The organism is Oxynema aestuarii AP17 (assembly GCF_012295525.1).
Classification (GTDB): Bacteria; Cyanobacteriota; Cyanobacteriia; order Cyanobacteriales; family Laspinemataceae; genus Oxynema; species Oxynema aestuarii.
In genome coordinates this window covers 2,783,401-2,802,892 of the sequence record NZ_CP051167.1, presented here as the reverse complement: position 1 = coordinate 2,802,892, position 19,492 = coordinate 2,783,401, and the positions used below count along the sequence as shown (strand labels likewise).

At 53.2% G+C, this 19,492-nt stretch carries 12 protein-coding genes; 6 read left to right on the top strand and 6 right to left on the bottom strand.

The window, feature by feature from the left end:
* Positions 1 to 213: 213 nt before the first annotated feature.
* Positions 214 to 1,503, bottom strand: a complete 1,290-nt coding sequence (locus tag HCG48_RS11500) for a serine/threonine-protein kinase (protein WP_168569277.1) — start codon at positions 1,501 to 1,503, stop codon at positions 214 to 216.
* Positions 1,504 to 1,759: 256 nt separating this feature from the next.
* On the bottom strand, positions 1,760 to 8,083 hold the full coding sequence (locus HCG48_RS11495; protein ID WP_168569276.1) for a hypothetical protein: 6,324 nt from the start codon (positions 8,081 to 8,083) through the stop codon (positions 1,760 to 1,762).
* A 581-nt stretch (positions 8,084 to 8,664) separates the two neighbouring features.
* Here HCG48_RS11495 and HCG48_RS11490 point away from each other — a divergent pair.
* Entirely contained in the window at positions 8,665 to 8,823 is a 159-nt protein-coding gene (locus HCG48_RS11490) for a hypothetical protein (RefSeq protein ID WP_168569275.1), read from the top strand.
* 12 nt (positions 8,824 to 8,835) lie between these two features.
* On the opposite strand, the gene gcvP is transcribed toward HCG48_RS11490, so the two are convergent.
* Positions 8,836 to 11,778, bottom strand: coding sequence for an aminomethyl-transferring glycine dehydrogenase (gcvP, locus tag HCG48_RS11485; protein ID WP_168569274.1), 2,943 nt, complete (start codon positions 11,776 to 11,778; stop codon positions 8,836 to 8,838).
* A 19-nt stretch (positions 11,779 to 11,797) separates the two neighbouring features.
* Here gcvP and HCG48_RS11480 point away from each other — a divergent pair, with 19 nt between their 5' ends.
* Positions 11,798 to 11,938: a hypothetical protein gene (locus HCG48_RS11480; protein ID WP_168569273.1), complete on the top strand. Its 141-nt coding sequence runs from the start codon at positions 11,798 to 11,800 to the stop codon at positions 11,936 to 11,938.
* A gap of 284 nt (positions 11,939 to 12,222) precedes the next feature.
* Here the strand turns inward: HCG48_RS11480 and gcvH are convergent, their stop codons facing one another.
* On the bottom strand, positions 12,223 to 12,612 hold the full coding sequence (gene gcvH, locus HCG48_RS11475; RefSeq protein ID WP_168569272.1) for a glycine cleavage system protein GcvH: 390 nt from the start codon (positions 12,610 to 12,612) through the stop codon (positions 12,223 to 12,225).
* A gap of 149 nt (positions 12,613 to 12,761) precedes the next feature.
* Here gcvH and HCG48_RS11470 point away from each other — a divergent pair, with 149 nt between their 5' ends.
* The 3 genes from HCG48_RS11470 (at position 12,762) to HCG48_RS11460 (ending at position 14,781) form a co-directional block, all read left to right on the top strand.
* Positions 12,762 to 13,589: an alpha/beta hydrolase gene (locus tag HCG48_RS11470; protein WP_168569271.1), complete on the top strand. Its 828-nt coding sequence runs from the start codon at positions 12,762 to 12,764 to the stop codon at positions 13,587 to 13,589.
* Positions 13,590 to 13,976: 387 nt separating this feature from the next.
* Positions 13,977 to 14,171, top strand: a complete 195-nt coding sequence (locus HCG48_RS11465; RefSeq protein WP_168569270.1) for a hypothetical protein — start codon at positions 13,977 to 13,979, stop codon at positions 14,169 to 14,171.
* The gene (locus HCG48_RS11460) at positions 14,152 to 14,781 is read left to right on the top strand and encodes a precorrin-8X methylmutase (RefSeq protein WP_168569269.1); all 630 of its coding nucleotides are present in this window, start codon (positions 14,152 to 14,154) and stop codon (positions 14,779 to 14,781) included. Before HCG48_RS11465 ends, HCG48_RS11460 begins: the two co-directional genes overlap by 20 nt.
* A gap of 96 nt (positions 14,782 to 14,877) precedes the next feature.
* Here HCG48_RS11460 and HCG48_RS11455 read toward each other — a convergent pair whose 3' ends face one another.
* Both HCG48_RS11455 and dapB read right to left on the bottom strand, forming a co-directional pair.
* Positions 14,878 to 15,567: a DUF8619 family protein gene (locus HCG48_RS11455; RefSeq protein ID WP_168569268.1), complete on the bottom strand. Its 690-nt coding sequence runs from the start codon at positions 15,565 to 15,567 to the stop codon at positions 14,878 to 14,880.
* 47 nt (positions 15,568 to 15,614) lie between these two features.
* Complete coding sequence (dapB, locus tag HCG48_RS11450) at positions 15,615 to 16,439, bottom strand: 4-hydroxy-tetrahydrodipicolinate reductase (protein WP_168569267.1); 825 nt, start codon at positions 16,437 to 16,439, stop codon at positions 15,615 to 15,617.
* 244 nt (positions 16,440 to 16,683) lie between these two features.
* Here dapB and HCG48_RS11445 point away from each other — a divergent pair, with 244 nt between their 5' ends.
* Positions 16,684 to 19,410 (top strand): EAL domain-containing protein, encoded by a 2,727-nt coding sequence (locus HCG48_RS11445; protein WP_246260039.1) that lies wholly within the window; start codon positions 16,684 to 16,686, stop codon positions 19,408 to 19,410.
* Positions 19,411 to 19,492 lie beyond the last annotated feature (82 nt).

Below are 19,492 nucleotides of genomic sequence, written 5' to 3'. Positions count from 1 at the left end.
TCAGTAGGTATTATATCCTGTCTTTTTCAATGCTTTGGGCGATGTTTCGGGAAGTCAGGTGCGGGATTTTAGAGTTTAGATTTCTAGATTTTAGATGAGGGTGCCGAGAATGAGGCGAGTTCGATCTTTAAGATCGCTTGGGGGTCGAGCAAAGTTCCCCCGGCGCGGCTTTTAGAGGGGTGCATACCCAGTCTGAATTGGGTTTCAAACCGTTCAAAATACGCATTTTTGCACCCTCGACGCCAGAAAAGGCCAAAACCGCCCGCGCCGTCCCCACGTGGGTAAATGGCCTTCTGGAGCGTCGATCGCGAATTGTAGCTGACCCGAGGGTAACCAAGATTGTCCCTGTCGCCAACCGACGCGATCGCCGAACGCATCGTAATCTTTATCGAGACTGCGCCATAGTTTATTCTGCACGCTAAACCCGAATTTTCCTTGAGAAGCTTCCACCCAGAGGCGATCGATGATTCGTAAATCGCGACAGGGGAAGTTTTTGAGGTCTAAACTGTTAATTTTGCCTTCTTTTTCTCGACCGCAGACCAAGAGAAATAAATGAGCGGTTTCGCGATCGGCTTCTTCCCATCGACGGGAGGCGAGTAAGTCTTGTAAATGGCTGTAATCGAGACCTACGGCGGAATTCCAGCCCATGGGAGTGGGGGAGAACGTCTCGGATCCCTCGTCGGTCTCGAAGAGCTGCAACCATTGGGCGATCGCCGCCGGACGGGAGCAGGGATTTAACGCAATTCCGGCGAGGATAGCGCGGTTGGCGCGATCGCTCAGTTTGGGATTGAGCTGTTGGGGGGGAACCAGAGGGTCCGGGCGACCTTTGGCGATCGCGCGATCGCGCGCCGTCGCCGACTCGGGAACCTGCGCCGTCACCAGAGAATACAGAGTCGCCGCCAACCCGTAAACGTCCGTATAAGCGCCACGTAACGCCCGTTGGTCGTACTGTTCGATCGGTGCGAAGCCGCGAGAACCGTAGACTGGATGCTCTTCCACGCGATCGCGCACGAATGCTCGCGCCAGTCCGAAATCAATTAACACCGCATCCCGGCGGTCTTGACGCAGCAAAATATTAAACGGTTTGAGGTCCCGATGGAGGAATCCGCGATCGTGCAGGCGATTGAGTGCATCCCCTATTTGACCGATGTAGCGCAGTGCGTCGGCTTCGGGTAAAGCGCCTTCGCGTTCGATCGCGCTCGCCAGATCGATCCCGTCGATATATTCCATCACCATACACCAGGTTCCTTCCTGCTCGATTAACTCGTAAACCCGGACGATATGGGGATGAGTGAAACTTGCCAATAAATCCGCTTCGCCTAGAAACTCCTGTTCGAACTTGGCAAAATCCCGCCGTTTTTTCAGGGTATCTTTGAGAGTTTTCATCGCGAACGGGCGGGCTTTTTTATCTCGTACTAAATAAGTGACGCCAAAACCACCCGTTTCTAGAAGTTTGTCGATAATATATTTATTTTGAATAATATAGCCGCGTTTCCAAGCCATAGTCAGGATTTTAGATTTTAGATTTTCGATTTAAACATATTTACATGGGAGGCACTCCGATCGCCGTGCTACAGATTTGGGTTATTTCCCTATTCCCGTCTTTGTTCCCACAAAAATAGCCACCCCATCAAATTTCCGATTGAAACCGTTGGGGTGGCGCGATCGCATCAGTCTTGTTACCGATGCGCCTGAGTGTGACATCTCCCCAAGGGAGAGGCAGCAAGGAAGATCCCCACTGCCTAAGACAGCTCAGACGTTAAACCATTGTGCTTTGTTCTTCCATCGTCGAATCTTCCGGTAAACCGACGCCGAAGCGGTAGTTAAACGCTTGGACGTTGGTAATTTCCTCGATGGATTGAACCTTGTAGAACTCAGTCAACGCGCCAGCATTTTCGCTGACATAGGCTTCCGGATCGAAATCGCCGAGGGCGATCCCTTGTTCGAGACCGACGCTGAGGGCGTATTCCATCGTCAACGAGTAGCTGACTTCTTCAATCGTCGTGACTTCTTTACCTTGCTCTTGAGCGAAGGCTAAGAGAGCGTCGCTGTTGGCTTGACGGTACTCGGCGAGGTCGAACAGGTCGGAGGGATTTTGACCTTTTTCGAGACCTGCGCCCGTGATGTAGTCAAACAGTTCGTTATTGGCGATATCGCCGTCGCCGTTCGTATCGATGAGGCTGGTATCTTCGGCGATCGCGTCGGCGTAGAATTCGCGATACCATTCGAGATCGACCGCCGGAGAAGTATTCAAGCCCTCTTCGATCCCGCCACTCATCATGTAGTTGAACGTCTGCTCGTAGCTGAGATTGTAGACGTTTTCAACGCGATAGTTGGCTAAGGCGCGATCGCCCAAGCTTTCGCGATAGTAGTCGAATTGGGCGAATTGTTCGAGTTCGAGGCCGATTTCTAAGCCTTTGGTCAAAGCGAAGGTAATCACCTCTTGTTCGCTCAATTCCGCCGTTCCGTCATCGACATTGAGGTCGAAGAAGAACGCCAACTCGTCTTGATATTGTTCGGCGTATTGTTCGACATTGAAATCTTCGATCGCCAATCCTTGCGGTAAAGCCACAGTGTAGGCGTGTTCGAGAATTTGAACGTCCGTAACTTGTTCGATAGAAACACCGAATTGAGAGGTCAGTTCCGATTCGTACTGCTGGCGGTAGAACTCGAAATCGATTTCGTCGGACAGACCGCCGTAGAGGTAATCCGCCACCAGCCATTGATTGAGGCTGGTCACTTCGGTCAGTTCCAGACCGTAGTGCTTCGAGAGTTCGACGGCAAATTCTTGACGCAGATATTCGACTTCAACAAATTCAAATGGGTCGAGTCCTTGTTTGAAGCCTTCACCAAACATGAATTTGATAATTTGTTTCTCGCTGAGCGAGTTGACATCAAATTCAACCGTGCTGCCGTCGGCAATTTCGCCAGTATTTTTGGCAGTATTTTTGGCAGTTTTCGGTTTGAACGAACCGCTCTTGAGTTTGAGCGAACCGCTCTTGAGTTTGAGTCCTTCACTACCGCTTTTCTCTTTAAACGAACCACTCTTGAACTTGCCCGAACCTTTGGTGAACTTGACCGAACCGCCTTTGAGCGAACCGCTCTTAATCTTGAGCGAACCCGTTTTTAGCTTGCCCGAACCGCTCTTACCAGAACCGCTCTTAATCTTGAGGGTGCCTGGTTTCGTGTCGCTATCCGGACCGAAGAAGGCGATCAATTCGGCTTCGTAAGCTTGACGGTAGCCTTCAACATCGATCGCGCCCAGTTTAACTTGGTCGGTTTCAAAGAAGGCTTTAAATTCGGAACTGAACGAGATATTGAGAACCTTCTCGATACTCAGACTGGCGACTTCTTCGACGCTGCTGATGCCGAAGTTGGTCAGTTGGTCCGCACTGAGTTGCTCGATTTGATAGCGCAGGTACTCGACATCGAGTTGACCGAATTCACTTTGCACCCAGTCGAGGGCAAATTGGGAGCCTTCAGTAGAGAGCCATTGGGCGATCGCCCCGGTGTAAACTTCGCTGTAGTAAGCGACATTTTCCGCCGTCGCCGCCGTCAGCAACTCCTGTCCTTCGCCGAGTAAGGCGGCAAAATCTTCGCTGGCGACCAAGCTAGCGATATCGGCATCGGTCAAGTCGGAAATTTCGGTAATTTCCGTGGCAAACAGTCCCAAACCGTTGAGATCGGCGATCGTCAGCGTCGCTTCTTCGCCGGAGACGAACTGTTGCAATTGATAGCGAACGAAGGCGAGATCGACCTGTGCAAAGTCGCTGTTAAACGCTGCAAGTACGTCTTCGTCACTCACCGTGGCGGCGTCCCCGACCACCTCTTCGACGGCGACACCGAGGGATTCGGCAATTGCCGCGCCATACACTTCGCGGACGAACGTCACGTTCACCGTCTCTGAGACCGTCAATTCCAAGCTGGCGCTGGCTTCGGTCAGTAACGTCGTGAACTCTTCTTGAGAGACCAACTCGACCAATTGAGCGTTACTCAACGCCGAGAGGTCTTCGACATCCGCCGAGATTAACGACGCTTCGGCGAGTTGGGTCAGGGTAATCGTCCCTTCCGTCACTAACTGGGAGATTTGGTAACGGACGTAAGCGATATCCAGACTGCCCGCTTCTGCGCCAATCCACTCCGTTACCGCTTCTTCGCTGGTCGCCGCGATCGCCGTTCCGTAGGTTTCGCCGATATAGTCGAGCTTGACATACTGTTCCACCGACAGGCCGAGTTCGGCACCTTTACCGAAGATAAAGTCGCGAACCAGCTCTACATCGAGTTGCTCGACCTCGCTCGCCTCAATCTCGAAATACTGGGCAATCTCGGCACTGTAGGCGCTCGCGTAGCCCGCATAATCGATTGGCGAGAGGTCGAACCCTTCCAGGCTAAACCCGTCTTGGCTGAAGACTTCCGAGTAGACGTATTCGAGAATCTGAACGTTAGTGATTTCCGCGATCGAAGTCGCTTCGCTGTAGAAAGCGAGCAAGTCTTGGCTAAACTCGGCGCGGACATACTCGTAGTTGACATACGAGGAAATCCCGTTAAAGGCAAAGTCGAGAACGACTTGAGCGCTCAGATTCGCGACTTGAGCGACATCGCCACCGAAGAACTGTTGTGCCAGTTCGGCGCTATAGGCTTCGCGATAGAACTCGACATCTTCGACGTATTGGGTCACGTCGATCCCGAGTTTGAACCCTTCCTCGACCAAGAAATTACGGATTTGAACTTGGGTAATCTCTTCCACGGCGACGCCGAAGAAGCTTTCCAGTTCGCTGGATAAATCTTGGGTCGCTAATTCGAGATCGAACGCCGATAAGGCGATACTGGCGTCGAACCCTTCCGTCAAAATGTAGAGGCGCAGTTCGTCGTCGTCGAGGTCGGCAACGCTGACCCCTTCTGCGGTGGTGCGATCGCCGTAGAGCTCCTTACAGTAATCGATATCGATATAAGGCGCCGCATCGCCAAACACGAACTCGATAACATCTTCGTCGCTGTAGCTGCCTTCAAACGTAGCTTCTAGCGCTTGCGAGTACAGTTCCTCGTAGTAGGAAATCTCGACATGTTCGCTCAAGCTCAATTCGAGTTTGAGACCTTCCGTAATCGCAAATTGATAAATTTGCTGTTCGGTAATCTCCTCAATACTTTCGACTTCGTAGTATTGAATCAGCTCACTCGAATAGGTTTCGGCGTAACTCGTAAACTTAAACGCCGAAAGAGTTTTTCCTGTATCGGCTAACTCGCCCAACGCAAAGGACTTCACCTGTTCGACGGTCAGTTCGGCGACGCTGACACCGTAAAAGGCTTCCAATTCGGCTGCGTAAGTCATCTGCACGAACTTGACATCGACGAAAACGCCTTTTCCGTCGTCGAAGACATTCTTAATCAGCTCGGTATCGCCGAAATCGGCAACACTTTCGATGTCGTAGAACTTGCGGATTTCTTCGCGATAGAGTTGCTTGGAATATTGCAAATTCACGAACGGCGACGGATTGAAGCCTTCCGCGAGTCCTTTGGTCGTGATGAATTCGAGAACTTGCTCGAAGGTATACTCGGCACCAAATTCGGCGGTCAGTTCCGCCCCAAAGACCGCTTTAATATAACCGAACGCCACGGCGGCGGAAGGACTCAAGCCTTGTTGCAGCCCCGTGGTACTCAGGAAGCTGAGGATTTGAGCGCTGCTGAGTTCTTCGACGGACTCGACGCTGAAGGCGGCGGTCAATTCTTCGGCGTAGAGGGCTTTGAAATAACCCACCCGCACGAATGCGGAAGGACTCAAGCCTTCTTGCAAGCCTTCGCCATTGGCAAATTGGAAAATTTGCTCGTTGGTGATTTGGTCGATGGAAACGCCGTATTTCGCTTCTAACTCGGCTTTGTAGGTTTGCTTGTAGAAGCTGAAGCTAAAGAACGGCGAGGGGTCGTTCCCGCTAGCGATGCCTTTGTCGAGGACGAATTCGAGCAGTTGCGCGTTGCTGATTTGGTCGATGGAAACGCCGAATTCGGATTCGAGTTGCAGTTTGTACGCGGAACGGTAGAAGCTGAAGCTGACTAACGGCGAGGGGCTGATGCCTTGTTCCAAGCCTTCGCCACTCATGTAGTCCAAGACTTGGGCGTTGGTGAGTTCTTCGACGGAGGTGTTGAAGAACTCGGCCATTTGAGCGCCGTAAGCGGATTTGTAGAATTCGACATCGGCGAACGGAGAAGCGGCTAAGCCTTCACTCGCTAAGAAGTCTTGAATTTGACCGATTTGGTCTTCGGTGAGTAAATCGGGGTTCTCGAAGTCGAAATCGGGGAATTCGGCGGCGAGTTCGTCGCCGTAGGTGTCGAGGGCGTAGTCGAGGTCGAATAAGGGGGTAGCTGGGGCGCTGTCACTCTCGTCCGGGGTGTCGTTTCCGGGGATACCGTCATCGACTTCGGGGAAGTTGTCGTCGAGGGGAGGCAGGGTGTCGGGGTCTTGGGTGATGTCTTCGCCTTCGCCTTCTGCGCCGTCTTCACCTGCGTCGTCGCTTGCGCCTTCGCCGCCGTCTACATCTTCCCCTGCATCGTCATCGCCTTCGAGGTCGTCGTCGAGTTCGCCACCGAGGAGGAGGTCTTGTCCGGCGCTGCTGCTGAAGTATTCGAAGAGGGCTTCGACGCTAATTTCAGAGAAGCTGGAAACGTTGAAGATTTCGAGCAGTTGGGCGCTGAAGTTGGATTCGATCAGGTCGAGACCGAAGGAGTTGGAGGTTTGGAAGCCTTCGGCGATCGCCACGCTGAAGACGTAGGAGAGAAATGATAAGCTGTTAATCTCGGTAATTTCGCTGGTTCCGAAGAAACTGGCGATCGCCGCGCTATTCTCTTCTACAAAGAAGCTTAAATCGATCAACGGATGGATCGATCGCAGTTCTTCGACACCGAATTCGAGCAGGTGTTCGTAAACGGTGGTTTCTCCCGCTAAAACGGCGAGATTGACGTCTTGATTGAGTTCTAAATACTCGCTGACGCTGAAAATCGAGCTGAATTCGCGACTTTCAAACCGTCCGAAATAATAGAAATGATCGAAGGCGGTGGTTTCTCCCGCTTCGACGGCTTGCGCTACGTCTTGGTTGAGTTCTAAATACTCTTTGACGCTGAAGAACTTGCTAAATTCGCGCTTTTCAAAGCGTCCGAACCCTTTAAAGTGATCGAAGGCGGTGGTTTCTCCCGCTTCGACCGCTTGCGCCACGTCTTGGTTGAGTTCGAGATAATCTTTGACGCTGAAGAATTTGCTGCATTCGCGCTTTTCAAAGCGTCCGAACGCTTTAAAGTGATCGAAAGCGGTGGTTTCTCCGACTTCGACTGCTTGCGCCACGTCTTGGTTGTATTCGAGATAGCTGCTGACGCTGAAGATCGCGCTAAATTCGCGCCGTTCGTAGCGTCCGAATTGCAAGAAATGCTCTTCGGCGGTGGTGATTCCCGCTTCGACGGCGGCGGCGACGTCTTGGTTTAAGGCGAGATAGAGCTCTTGGTCGAAAACTCCGGAGGTTTCGAGTTCTTCAACTTCTGCGCTCATCTCGTCGGTTTGCATGGCGCCGTCGCCAGATTCGTCGAGGTCGTCGCTACTTTGGGACCCTTCGATGTCGTCGTCGCTTTCGCTACCGACTTCAACGCTATCGTCGGCGGGTTCTTCGCTACTGGTCTCGGTTTCGGCAGTGGTTTCGCTGCTTTCTTCCGGGGTCTGTTCTTCGGTTGCGGTCGATTCCACGGTGGTTTCGCTACTGGTCTCGGTTTGGGTCTCGGTTTGGGTCTCGGCGCTGCTTTCTTCCGTGGTCTGTTCTTCGGTTGCGGTGGGTTCCACGGTGGTTTCGCTACTGGTCTGGGTTTGAGTATCGGCGCTGGGTTCGGCGCTGGGTTCTTCTACTGTTTCGGTACTAGTCGTTTCGAGGGTTGCTGTTTCTTCCGTTTCTGTTGCTGTTGCGATTTGGGTTTCTCCGACGATCTCTTCGATGGTTAGTTGAGGTGCATCGGTATCGCTGGTTTCGGTTTCGGAAACTTCTCCTTCAGTCTCCGAGGTGACGGGTTCGCCCGTAATAATATCTCTAATTTCTTCTTCGGAAATTTGCATTTATCTGCTCCGTTAGTTTCGAGTCCATCCAAATCTGCTGCACCCCAAGCAAATTTTCTTGAATTGTGTCCGACTTTGGCTATACCCTGTTGACGGAGGTTCCCGTCAATTATGTTCCGCCTCTGTCTATTTTTTATTTTTATTAGTCGATAGAAAATTGAAAACCCTTGCGGTTTAACGGTTTTCAGGAAGAGCGATCGCCTTAAAAAGTCGGTAAGTTTCCAGAATTTATCGACAAAAAAAGATTGACTGTACGCCAAGCTTTCAAAATTGCTGTGCCTTGTCCGTATTTTTTCGGATCGGTTTGAGAATTTTGATAAAAATTGAGAAAGTTTTCGCTTAAAATGGCGATCGCCCGGTATTTTTTTCGTACAAAAAACAGTGCGAACGACTTTCTTAATATGGGTTGCAGATCGCAGTAACAAAACTTACAGTTTTTTGTATTTTAAAAATATTTTTAGGTTTTAAATCTTTTAAGATCTACAGTTTAGTGACATCGAGGTTGGCGCGATCGCCCCTTCTTGTCAACTTCAAAAATAGATCGGTTGAAAACAAATGAATCGATAACAAATTAACTAGAGTTGCTATCTAAAAACTCGTCAAAGATCGAACCGCCGACAGGCGATCGCGATCGCCCCTCCCACTGCATCACCCTGGGGAGGCGACCCCTATCAATAGAGATCGCCTCGCTGACTCAAGGGACGGAAGCGATCGCGCGGATGTTCCATCCCTCAGCGTAACCTTGCCAGCGCTCACCCCTCGGTATAACTCTCCATCGGGGCGCAAGAACAGACGAAATTGCGATCGCCGAACGCATTGTCAATCCGTCCGACCGGGGGCCAGAACTTGTGTTCCCGAGTCCACGGCGCCGGATACACCCCCCGTTCCCGGGAATAAGGACGATCCCACTTTTCGGCGATCGCCACCTGAGCCGTATGGGGCGCGTGTTTGAGCGGATTATGCTCTCGGTCGAGACTTCCCGCCTCAATTTCGGCAATCTCCCGACGAATGCCAATCATCGCATCGCAGAAGCGGTCTAACTCCTCCTTCGACTCGCTCTCCGTCGGTTCGACCATCACCGTCCCCGCCACGGGCCAAGACACCGTAGGGGCATGAAACCCGTAATCCATCAACCGTTTGGCGATATCGTCCACGGCAATATCCGCAGTTTTCTTCAACTCGCGCAGGTCCAAAATACACTCGTGGGCGACCAACCCGGACTTTCCTTTATACAAAACCGGATAAGACTCGGCGAGACGGGCAGCGATATAATTCGCATTCAAAATCGCGAGGCGACTGGCTTCGGTCAGCCCTTGCGCCCCCATCATCGCAATATACATCCAAGAAATCGTGAGAATACTCGGACTGCCCCACGGCGCTGCCGACACCGCACCGATGCTCTGGTCGTCGCCGAGTTCGACCACGCCGTGACCGGGTAAAAACGGGACGAGATGCGATCGCACCCCAATCGGACCCATCCCCGGACCGCCGCCACCATGGGGAATACAGAAAGTTTTATGCAAATTCAAATGACAGACATCGGCGCCGTAATCCCCCGGACGGCACAATCCCACTTGAGCGTTCAAATTCGCCCCGTCGAGATAAACCTGACCGCCATAACGGTGAACGATCTCGCAAATTTCCTCGATCTGCTCTTCAAACACGCCGTGAGTGGACGGATAGGTCACCATCAGCGCCCCTAAATTCTCGGCGTGTTTTTCGGCTTTCCCCTGCAAGTCGGCAACGTCGATATTACCGTTGTCGTCGCAAGCGACCGCCACCACTTTCATCCCGCACATCACCGCACTCGCCGGGTTGGTTCCATGGGCCGAAGTCGGAATCAAGCAGATGTGGCGGTGTCCTTCGCCGCGATCTTCGTGATAGGCGCGAATTACCTTCAGCCCGGCATATTCTCCTTGAGATCCCGCGTTCGGTTGCAGGGAAATGCCGCTAAATCCGGTAATTTCGGCGAGCCAGTTTTCTAATTGTTGGAATAAGATTTGATACCCTTCCGCTTGGGATTTGGGGGCAAAGGGGTGCAGCTTGCCGAATTCGGGCCAGGTCACCGGGAACATTTCGGCGGCGGCGTTGAGCTTCATCGTACAAGACCCCAAGGGAATCATCGAGGTCGTCAGGGAGAGGTCTTTGGTTTCGAGGCGTTTGAGATAACGCAGCAGTTCGGTTTCCGAGTGGTAGGAATGGAAGGCGGGATGGGTGAGATAGGGGCTGCTGCGGGCGAACGGGGCCGGATAGCTGTCGTCGAGCCCGTCGACGAGGTCTTCGAGGCTGAAGGGGAGGGATTCGCTTCCGGCGAAGATTTCGAGCAAGTCGATTAAATCGCGCTCGTTGGTGGTTTCGTCGAGGCTGACGCCGACGGCGGTTTCGTCGAAGACGCGCAGGTTAATTCGGCGGGCGGCGGCGGCTTCGAGGATTTGTGGCAGGGGTCTGGTGTTGAGGGGAACGCGCAGGGTATCGAAGAAGGGGCGATCGCCTAAATCGTACCCCAAGCGTTTCAAGCCTTGGGCTAAAATCGCCGTGGCGCGGTGGACGCGGCGGGCGATCCGTCGGATGCCTTCGGGACCGTGGTAGACGGCGTACATGGAGGCGACGACGGCGAGCAGGACTTGGGCGGTACAGATGTTACTGGTGGCTTTTTCCCGGCGGATGTGCTGTTCGCGGGTTTGCAGGGCTAAGCGTAAGGCGGGTTGACCGTCGGCGTCTTTGGAAATACCGACGATGCGACCGGGGACTTGGCGTTTGAATTTTTCCCGGGTGGCGAAATAGGCGGCGTGGGGGCCGCCGTAACCGAGGGGAACGCCGAAGCGCTGGGTATTGCCGACGGCGATATCGGCGCCGAATTCCCCGGGAGGGGTCAGTAGGGCGAGGGCGAGGAGGTCGGCGGCGACGGTGACGAGGGCTTTGGCGTGGTGGGCGCGTTCGACGAATTCGCGGTAGTCGTAGAGGGTTCCGTCGCTGGCAGGATATTGGAGGAGGGCGCCGAAGATGGGGCGATCGAAATCGAAGGTGGCGGGGTTGCCGACGAGGACTTCGATCCCTTGGTGGCGGGCGCGGGTTTGAACGACTTCGAGGGTTTGGGGGTGACAGTCTTCGGCGACGAAGAAGGTGTTGGCTTTGGTTTTGCAGGCGCCGTGACTGAGGGTCATGGCTTCGGCGGCGGCGGTGGCTTCGTCGAGGAGGGAAGCGTTGGCGATTTCGAGTCCGGTCAGGTCGATAATTAGGGTTTGGAAGTTAAGCAGGGCTTCGAGCCGCCCTTGGGCGATTTCGGCTTGGTAGGGGGTGTAGGCGGTGTACCAGCCGGGGTTTTCGATGATGTTGCGCTGGATGACGGGGGGGGTGATGCATTGGGAGTAGCCCATGCCGATGAAGGAGCGGAAGATTTGGTTTTTGGCGGCGATTTCTTTGAGGTCGGCGAGGGCGTCGTACTCGCTACGGGCGGGGGGGAGGTTGAGGGGCTGTTGGAGGCGGATGGCGGCGGGGATCGTGGCGTCGATCAGTTCGTCGAGGCTGTTACAGCCGATGGTTTGGAGCATTTGGGCGATCGCCTCCGGGGTCGGTCCGTTGTGGCGGCGATCGAAGGAATCGGTAATGTCGAGCAGGGACGGGGCGGTTGCGGTCGGGGTTTGCACGGGCTGTTCGACCCGTTCTTTGTTGGTGGTGCTATTCAAATTCAACATAAAACTGTGACTGTGATGGATGGACAGTTGGGTTTGGATCGGGGTTGAGCCTGCTCGCCGCACGATCGCGGCCAGGAGAACGGAACTCTCCAGTGAATTCGTTCTCTGGTGGAGCGATCGCCTCTCCACGGCGGTGGAGGCCGAACCTCGGTCAGTTTAGGGGAATTCGCGATCGCCTGCCAAATTTCAAGTCCCGGAAAGGCTCGATTTCACTAGCTTTTTTCCGGTCCGCACGTCACCATTCCGGCGATCGATCTCGGGAATAATTAACATTTTGCAACAATCTCTGAGGAGTTGCCAGCATTGCCCGAGGATCCCCCCCATTTTGGCCGCTCGTTCGTTAAAACAATCGTCCTGGAGCGATCGCAGCGATCGAAACTCCAGGACGATGTTAATTAGATCCGGGATGGAGGTCGGAAAACAGCAACGATGGCGAGGCTTTTTCTATTCCCCCTCCACTTGAGCCCGATATTCGTCGGCGGAAAGGGCTTCGTCGAGTTCGTCCGCATCCACAATCCGAATTTTCAGCAACCAGCCTTCTCCGTAAGGATCTTCAGATAATAATTCTGGAGCATCCACCACCGCCTCATTGCGTTCGACGACGGTTCCGGATAGGGGAGGATAGAGATCTTCGACGGCTTTGACCGATTCTACGGTTCCGAAACTTTCGCCTTTTTCCAAGGCTTCACCAATATCGGGCAGTTCGATAAAAACGATATCGCCGAGTTGGTCGAGGGCAAATGCACTCAAGCCAATGGTGGCAATTTCGCCGTCGAGACGAACGTATTCGTGACTGTCGAGATATTTGAGATCGTCAGGATATTCCAAGGCCATTTGGGGTCCTCACACTAACAAGATTGAAAAAGATGGGAAATTTTACTCCTGTTCGAGCAATACTGAGCTGCATCTGAGGAGTCTAACAGACGAGAGTGTAGCTTATGGTTGCTGGCAATCTCGATCGGGTATGAGGATCGTCGCGGGAAATGGACAAACAAAAACTCAAACGCCTGCTGGTCGGTGAATTTTCGTTGAAGCGTCTGGTGAAATCGGCGGTCTCAATTTACTTGCTGCTCGCCTGTTATGCCTATTTTTTGAGCGATTGGCAGATTTTTCAACCGCCCGAGGCGAGTTATCGGGATGGACCGGAGATTCTCAAGCTGAAATCTGGCGAGGATACCTGGATTTCAGCGATTTATTTAGTCGCACCTGACGCTGATTACACCGTACTCTATTCTCATGGCAATGCGGAAGACTTGGGGGACGTGCGATCGCAGCTCGAAGCGATTCGCAGGAGCGGTTTTTCGGTCTTCGCTTACGATTATCGGGGCTACGGTACCAGTGAAGGCCGTCCGTCGGAGGCCAATGCTTACCGGGATATCGAAGCGGCTTATCGCTATTTAACCGGATCTCGGGCGATTGCGAGCGATCGCATCCTCGTCTACGGGCGATCGGTCGGAAGCGGTCCGTCGGTGGATCTGGCGGCGCGCTATCCCGTGGGCGGTTTAATCTTAGAAAGTGCTTTTACTAGCGTCTTTGGCGTCGTCTTCCCCTTTCCGGTGTTTCCTTTCGATAAATTTAACAACATCCGTAAAATTACTCAGGTCACCTGCCCGGTGTTAGTGATTCATGGCCGTGAGGATACCGTGATTCCTTTTGCCCACGGGCGACGTTTGTGGGAAGCTGCCCCGGAACCGAAACTGTTTTTAGCGGTAGACGGCGCCGGACACAACGACGTTATCGAGGTGGCGGGCGATCGCATCGCCGAGGCATGGCAGCAATTTTCTCGTCTGGTGGGGGACGGAGTTCGCTGACCAAAAATCATGGGATTCAAGCCCCACCCTTTTCGGACCTTTGTCTTGAATAAACGTAGGGCCATTTATTCAGAAAACTACGATCTACAGTATTTTCCTCTGCTATGCAAGACATTTAGATCCCCTAGATCCCCCTAAATCCCCCTTAACAAGGGGGACTTTCCTCGTTCCCCCCGCAATCCTCCCAACCCCCCTTTCAAAGGGGGGCGAAGGGGGGATAGGGGGATCGGCACTGTACCTCATCAGATCGCCCGAGTGCTGTAATTATCCGAAACATCGAGATCTAGCGGCGGCTCAGGTCTTACGGAATAGAAGACTTGGAGCCGTGGGACACACGGACAATGGGCGCCCGACGAACTGAGAATCTCTGGGTCTTGAGGTCGGGGAGTGTCAATCGAAGCGGTGATGTCGTATTTTTCCGGTACGCTATTAATACTCAACGTCCATCCTCAAATTACGGCGTTCGAGGCTTCAACCGTCAGGCGATCGCCTAACTTGACCCTCGCGGTTGAATTGACTTGCACCTTGGCCATCGTCCCCACCAACGCACGCGAGAAAAGAAATGGAATGGCACATGACTGATGCCCAAAGTCTGGGAATTATTGACCGCGAAATCGGCGAACACGTATTTTCACCCGCCGAATACGAAATCGTGCGTCGGGTAATTTATGCCACGGCAGATTTTGAATATAAATCCCTAATTCGCTTTTCCGACCAAGCCCTCCAAGCGGGGGCGGCAGCGTTGGCGGCGCGCACCACCATCGTCGTTGACGTACCGATGGTACAGGTAGGAATTGCCCCCTACATTCAAAATACCTTTGCCAATCCGGTTTACTGCTCGATGGAAGCCCTCACCCGACCTCAGAAAGAAAAAACCCGCGCCGCTTGGGGCATCGAAACTCTCGCCCACCGCTATCCCGAGGGCATTTTTGTCGTCGGTCAATCTCAAACGGCCCTGACGGCTTTAGTCGAGTTAATCGAATCGGAAGAAATTCGCCCGGCTCTGGTCATCGGCACCCCTGCCGGATTTGTCGGGGTCGATGCGGCGAAAGCCCGTCTGAACGATTCGCTCATTCCCCACATCCGCGTAGACGGGCGCAAAGGCAGTGCCGTGGTGGCGGTTGCTATTGTCAACGGGTTGGTAGATTTGGCTTGGCAAGCTTACGGACAAGAGGGGCGCGGGTTGTTGTAAGACGTGGGATGTCTACTGGGAAGCGGGCAAAATGCCCGCACTACTTTCCCTGTCCCCTATCTAAAATCTAAACGCTAATCTCCAAACTCCCCAGATTCACCGCCGAACTCGCCTCGGTCTGGGTTCGCTCGGCCCCCTTCGGGGGCTGCGATCGATTTCAGTGCTGATTTCGACGAAGAAATCTCGGCGTAAGTAGGGGTAATCGCTCACCCAGAGGTCGAGATCGCTCAAATAAACGTCCGAAACTTTGGCAATGCGGCTGAGATCGGCTCGATTGGACATCACGAGCATTTCGGCGCGGCTTCCGGGTCGGATGCCTTTATGCTGGCGTTTGAGGGGGACTTGAATGGCGGTGACAAAGCCGTTTTCGTCGCCAATTTCGAGATTGAGCCGCCGTTCTCGGTTTTCGACAATGACTAAATCTCCTTGACTGTTGACAGTTTCTTCGGTCCCGACGAGTTCTTCGCTGAGGAAGACATCGAAGACTTCGCCTTGCCACAAGCCACTGTATTTGTAACGGCGACATTCGTAGTTCCGACGGGCGGCGGAGGCGACTGGACCCCACAGCCAATACAAACCGACGACTAAACCGAGCAGGAATAGAAAGGGTTTCCATTCCTCGATCCAAAAGTTGGCCATCAGGGTACAGATGAGGATCCCGACGACGGAAAATAACAGCCGTTTGAGGAATTGGTTGAGATTGCCCCAGAAGTAGGCATATTGAGCGCCTGTGGCTACGGCGGGGATCAGTTCGTGAAAGGTTTCGCGCTTTAAGGGAACCAGCATGAATCAAGCCAGGGTGGAAGGGCGTTAGAGAAATAGGGTGGGGGAGTTTAGAGGATCTTTTCTAAACCATAGACTAAGGTTTTGAGTTCGGTGACTTTACGGATGGCGAGCAGAACGCCGGGCATGTAGCAGGCGCGATCGCTGGTGTCGTGACGCAATGTATAAATCTGGCCGGGAGCGCCGAAAATCACCTCTTGATGGGCGATCAGTCCGGGCAGACGGACGCTGTGGATGCGGATTCCCTCTCCGGCGAGGGCGCCACGGGCTCCGGTGAGTTTTTCGCTTTCTTCGACGGAGGGCGGGTTGTAGGGTTTGCCGAGTTCGGCGAGCATTTCGGCGGTTTTGATGGCGGTTCCACTGGGGGCGTCCGCTTTTTGGTTGTGGTGGAGTTCGATAATTTCGACGTGATCGAAGTATTTGGAGGCGGAAATTGCGGCTTGTTGCAGCAAGACCATGCCGATGGAAAAGTTGGGGATAATCAAACAGCCCGTACTGGCTTTATCGGCAAATTCGGCGAGTTCTTGGATTTGCTGGGGGCTCAATCCGGTGGTTCCGACGACGGGGCGGATGCCGTAGGCGATCGCCGATCGCACGTTGTCGTATACGGAACTCGGATGGGTAAAATCGACCATGACGCCGAGTTCTTTTTCTTGGACGGCCATTCCCAGACTGCCTTCGAGGTCGTTGAGGATGGGAATTTCTAACGGACCACATCCGGCAATTTCGCCGACGTCTCGACCGATATAGTCCGGATTGCGATCGACGGCGGCGACTAATTTGAGATCCGGGCTGCTGGCGATCGCCTTGACGACTTCCCGACCCATTTTACCGCCTGCACCATTCACGATCGCGGGAATAACTTGACTTGCCATACACTCTCAAGATTGTGGACGCTAACAAGCGAATTTTACCTTGCCGTCCGGCTCTAACCGTAAACAGGAGCGCGCTGAATCGAGCGGGTTTTTCTGTGAGAAGCACGGGGCACGCACTCCGATCGCCTCCCAAGTTACACTGAAGGTTCACTCGGCTCTCACGGTACTCTGGGAAATTTGCGAAAATCGTTGGATATGACTGAGTTCGATCGCGCGGTATCCCCACGCTTGGTGACAAAATACGGTGTTTTCTAAAGTCAACGATCCCCTCCGTTCCATCGGCAAACATTTAAAACGACACCGAGCCAATCGCCCCCTGGAATCGAGAATTCCAATCGGTCGGGCGGTGGTCACTTCTAGTGTGCTGACGACGATTTTTTTAACGATTATTAAATTTTTGGGGGCTTTTGAATCTTTAGAATTAAGTCTTTTTGATTGGATGGTGCGATCGCGTCCGTTTCGGGACGAAACCGACGAACGTTTACTCATTGTCGGCATTACGGAAGCGGACATTCAATCGCGCCAACAATGGCCGTTCTCTGATGGCTTAATTGCTGAAATTCTAGACATTCTCCTAGAAGACGATCCGGCGGCGATCGGGTTGGATTTATATCGTGACGTTCCCCTACAACCCGGTCACGATCGCCTCGTCGAACAACTGAACTCTCCCAAAGTTATCGGCATTACCAAACTCGGCGATCGCCACAGCGAAGGCGTTCCCGCACCCCCGTACCTTCCCCCCGAACGAGTGGGCTTTAACGATCTCATTCTCGACAACGACGGGATCGTTCGTCGCAATTTACTCTACGTCAACCGGGAACCTTCCGGTGAAGCGGTCTTTTCTTTTGGCCTCCAACTGGCGTTAAAATATTTACAAAAATTCGATATTCAGCCGCGCAATTCTCAAGACAATCCCTATCAAATTTACTTAGGAAAAGCAACATTCAATCCCCTAAACGTTAATTCCGGCGGCTATCAAACGATCGACCCGAAGGGCTATCAAATTTTACTCGACTATCGCGCCCCCGAAACGGTGGCCAGACAAGTGAGTATGACCCAAGTTCTGGCGGGGAACGTTCAACCGGAATGGGTCAAAGACAAAATTGTCTTGATCGGAACTGTGGCACCGAGTTTGAAAGATATGTTTTTTACCCCGTACAGTGCGGACGGGAGTAACGTTCAAATGGCGGGAGTGGTGATTCACGCCCAAATTCTCAGCCAATTACTCGATAGTTCGTTGGAGGGGAAAGGGTTATTTTGGTTTTGGCCCGAGTGGGTCGAGATCGTCTGGTTGGGGCTGTGGTCTGGGGTCGGCGGGGTGTTGGTGTGGCGCAGCGATCGCCCCTTGAAATTGTTCGGATTGGCGACGGGGGCGATCGCGGCGATCGTCGCCAGTGGCTTTGGGGTGTTTCTATTTATGGGGTGGATCCCGACCGCGTCGGCGATCGCCGCCTTACTCCTGTCCGGTAGCGGCGCGATCGCCTCTAAAGTCCTCTATACTTTGTTTTACGATCCGCTCACCGGATTGCCCAATCGGGCGGGTTTCGTGCAGGAAATGGGACGACTCAAACGGCGATTGTTGAAAGGGGAACAGGCTGCCAAACCCGCAGCGTCGCCCTCCACCCACTCGACTCTATCGACGGGATCGACTCCTTTTATTGGCGTCGTTTTTTTAGATGTAGACCGCTTTAAAACGATCAACGACGGACTCGGACACGAGGTGGGCGATCGCCTCCTGGTCGCTTTTGCGAAACGCCTGCAACAAATTCTGGGGGAACAACGGCGAAAATCGATGACCGATACGGGATTGCGGCGAACCCAGGCGATGGCGAACGCTAAAGTCGCCCGGGTCGGTAGTGACGAATTCGCTATCCTTTTAGAAAATATCCGCCAAGTGGAGGAGGCGGCAGGTATTGCCGAACAAGTCCGGCGTCAACTGACGATTCCTTTTGACATTGAAGGACACGAAATCTACAGCAGCGCCAGCATCGGGATGGCCCTCGGTCCGGCGTCGGAAGACCGGGATCTGTTGCGCGAAGCCCATACGGCGATGTATCGGGCGAAAGTGTTGGGCAAACCCAATCTCGAAGTCTTTGAAGCGACGATGCAAAGTAATGCGATCGCCCGCCTGGAACTCGAAACGGATTTGCGCCGTTCTCTACGCGATAACGAACACCTCCGCCAAAAAATCCACGATCTCCAATTGCGCGGCGAGGATTATTCCGCCCTCAATTCTCAATTCCCCGTCTACTACCAACCGATTGTAGACTTGCCAAGCGGACGGATTGCCGGATTTGAAGCCCTCGTCCGTTGGGAACATCCCCAACGCGGTCGGGTCTTCCCCGGTGAGTTCATCCCCCTGGCGGAAGAAACCGGGGAAATCATCCCCCTCGGGGCGTGGGTTTTAGAAGAAGCTTGCCGTCAGGTCCGCCAATGGCAACAGCAGATCCCCGGTTGCGAACATCTGACGATCGCCATTAATTTATCGGGAAAACAGTTTAATCAGCTCGATCTGCTCGATACGATCGCCACGACCCTCGAACTTACCCAACTCGATCCCCACTGCGTCAAACTCGAAATCACCGAAAGCGTGGTCATGGACGAAGTGGAAGCGGCGATCGCGATGTTGAATAAGATGAAAGCGTTAAATGTCAAACTCGGGATCGACGATTTCGGGACGGGTTATTCGTCGTTGAGTTATTTGCACCAATTTCCGACGGATACGTTAAAGGTGGATCGTTCTTTTGTCAGTCGCATGGAACAGGGAGAGGACAAACGGGCGATCGTCAAAACGATTATTGATTTAGCCCATAATTTGAACATGGAAGTCGTGGCGGAAGGAATCGAAACGCCGGAGGAATTAGCCCGGTTGCGATCGCTCGCTTGCGAGTACGGTCAGGGTTATTTTTTCGCCAAACCGTTACCGAAACATGAGGCAACGGCGTTGTTGCACTCGAATCCGAGATGGTAGAGGGATTTTAGATTTTAGATTTAAAATTTTAGATTTGAAATTTTAGATTTGAAATTTTCGATTCCGGGGGAGGATGAGGATG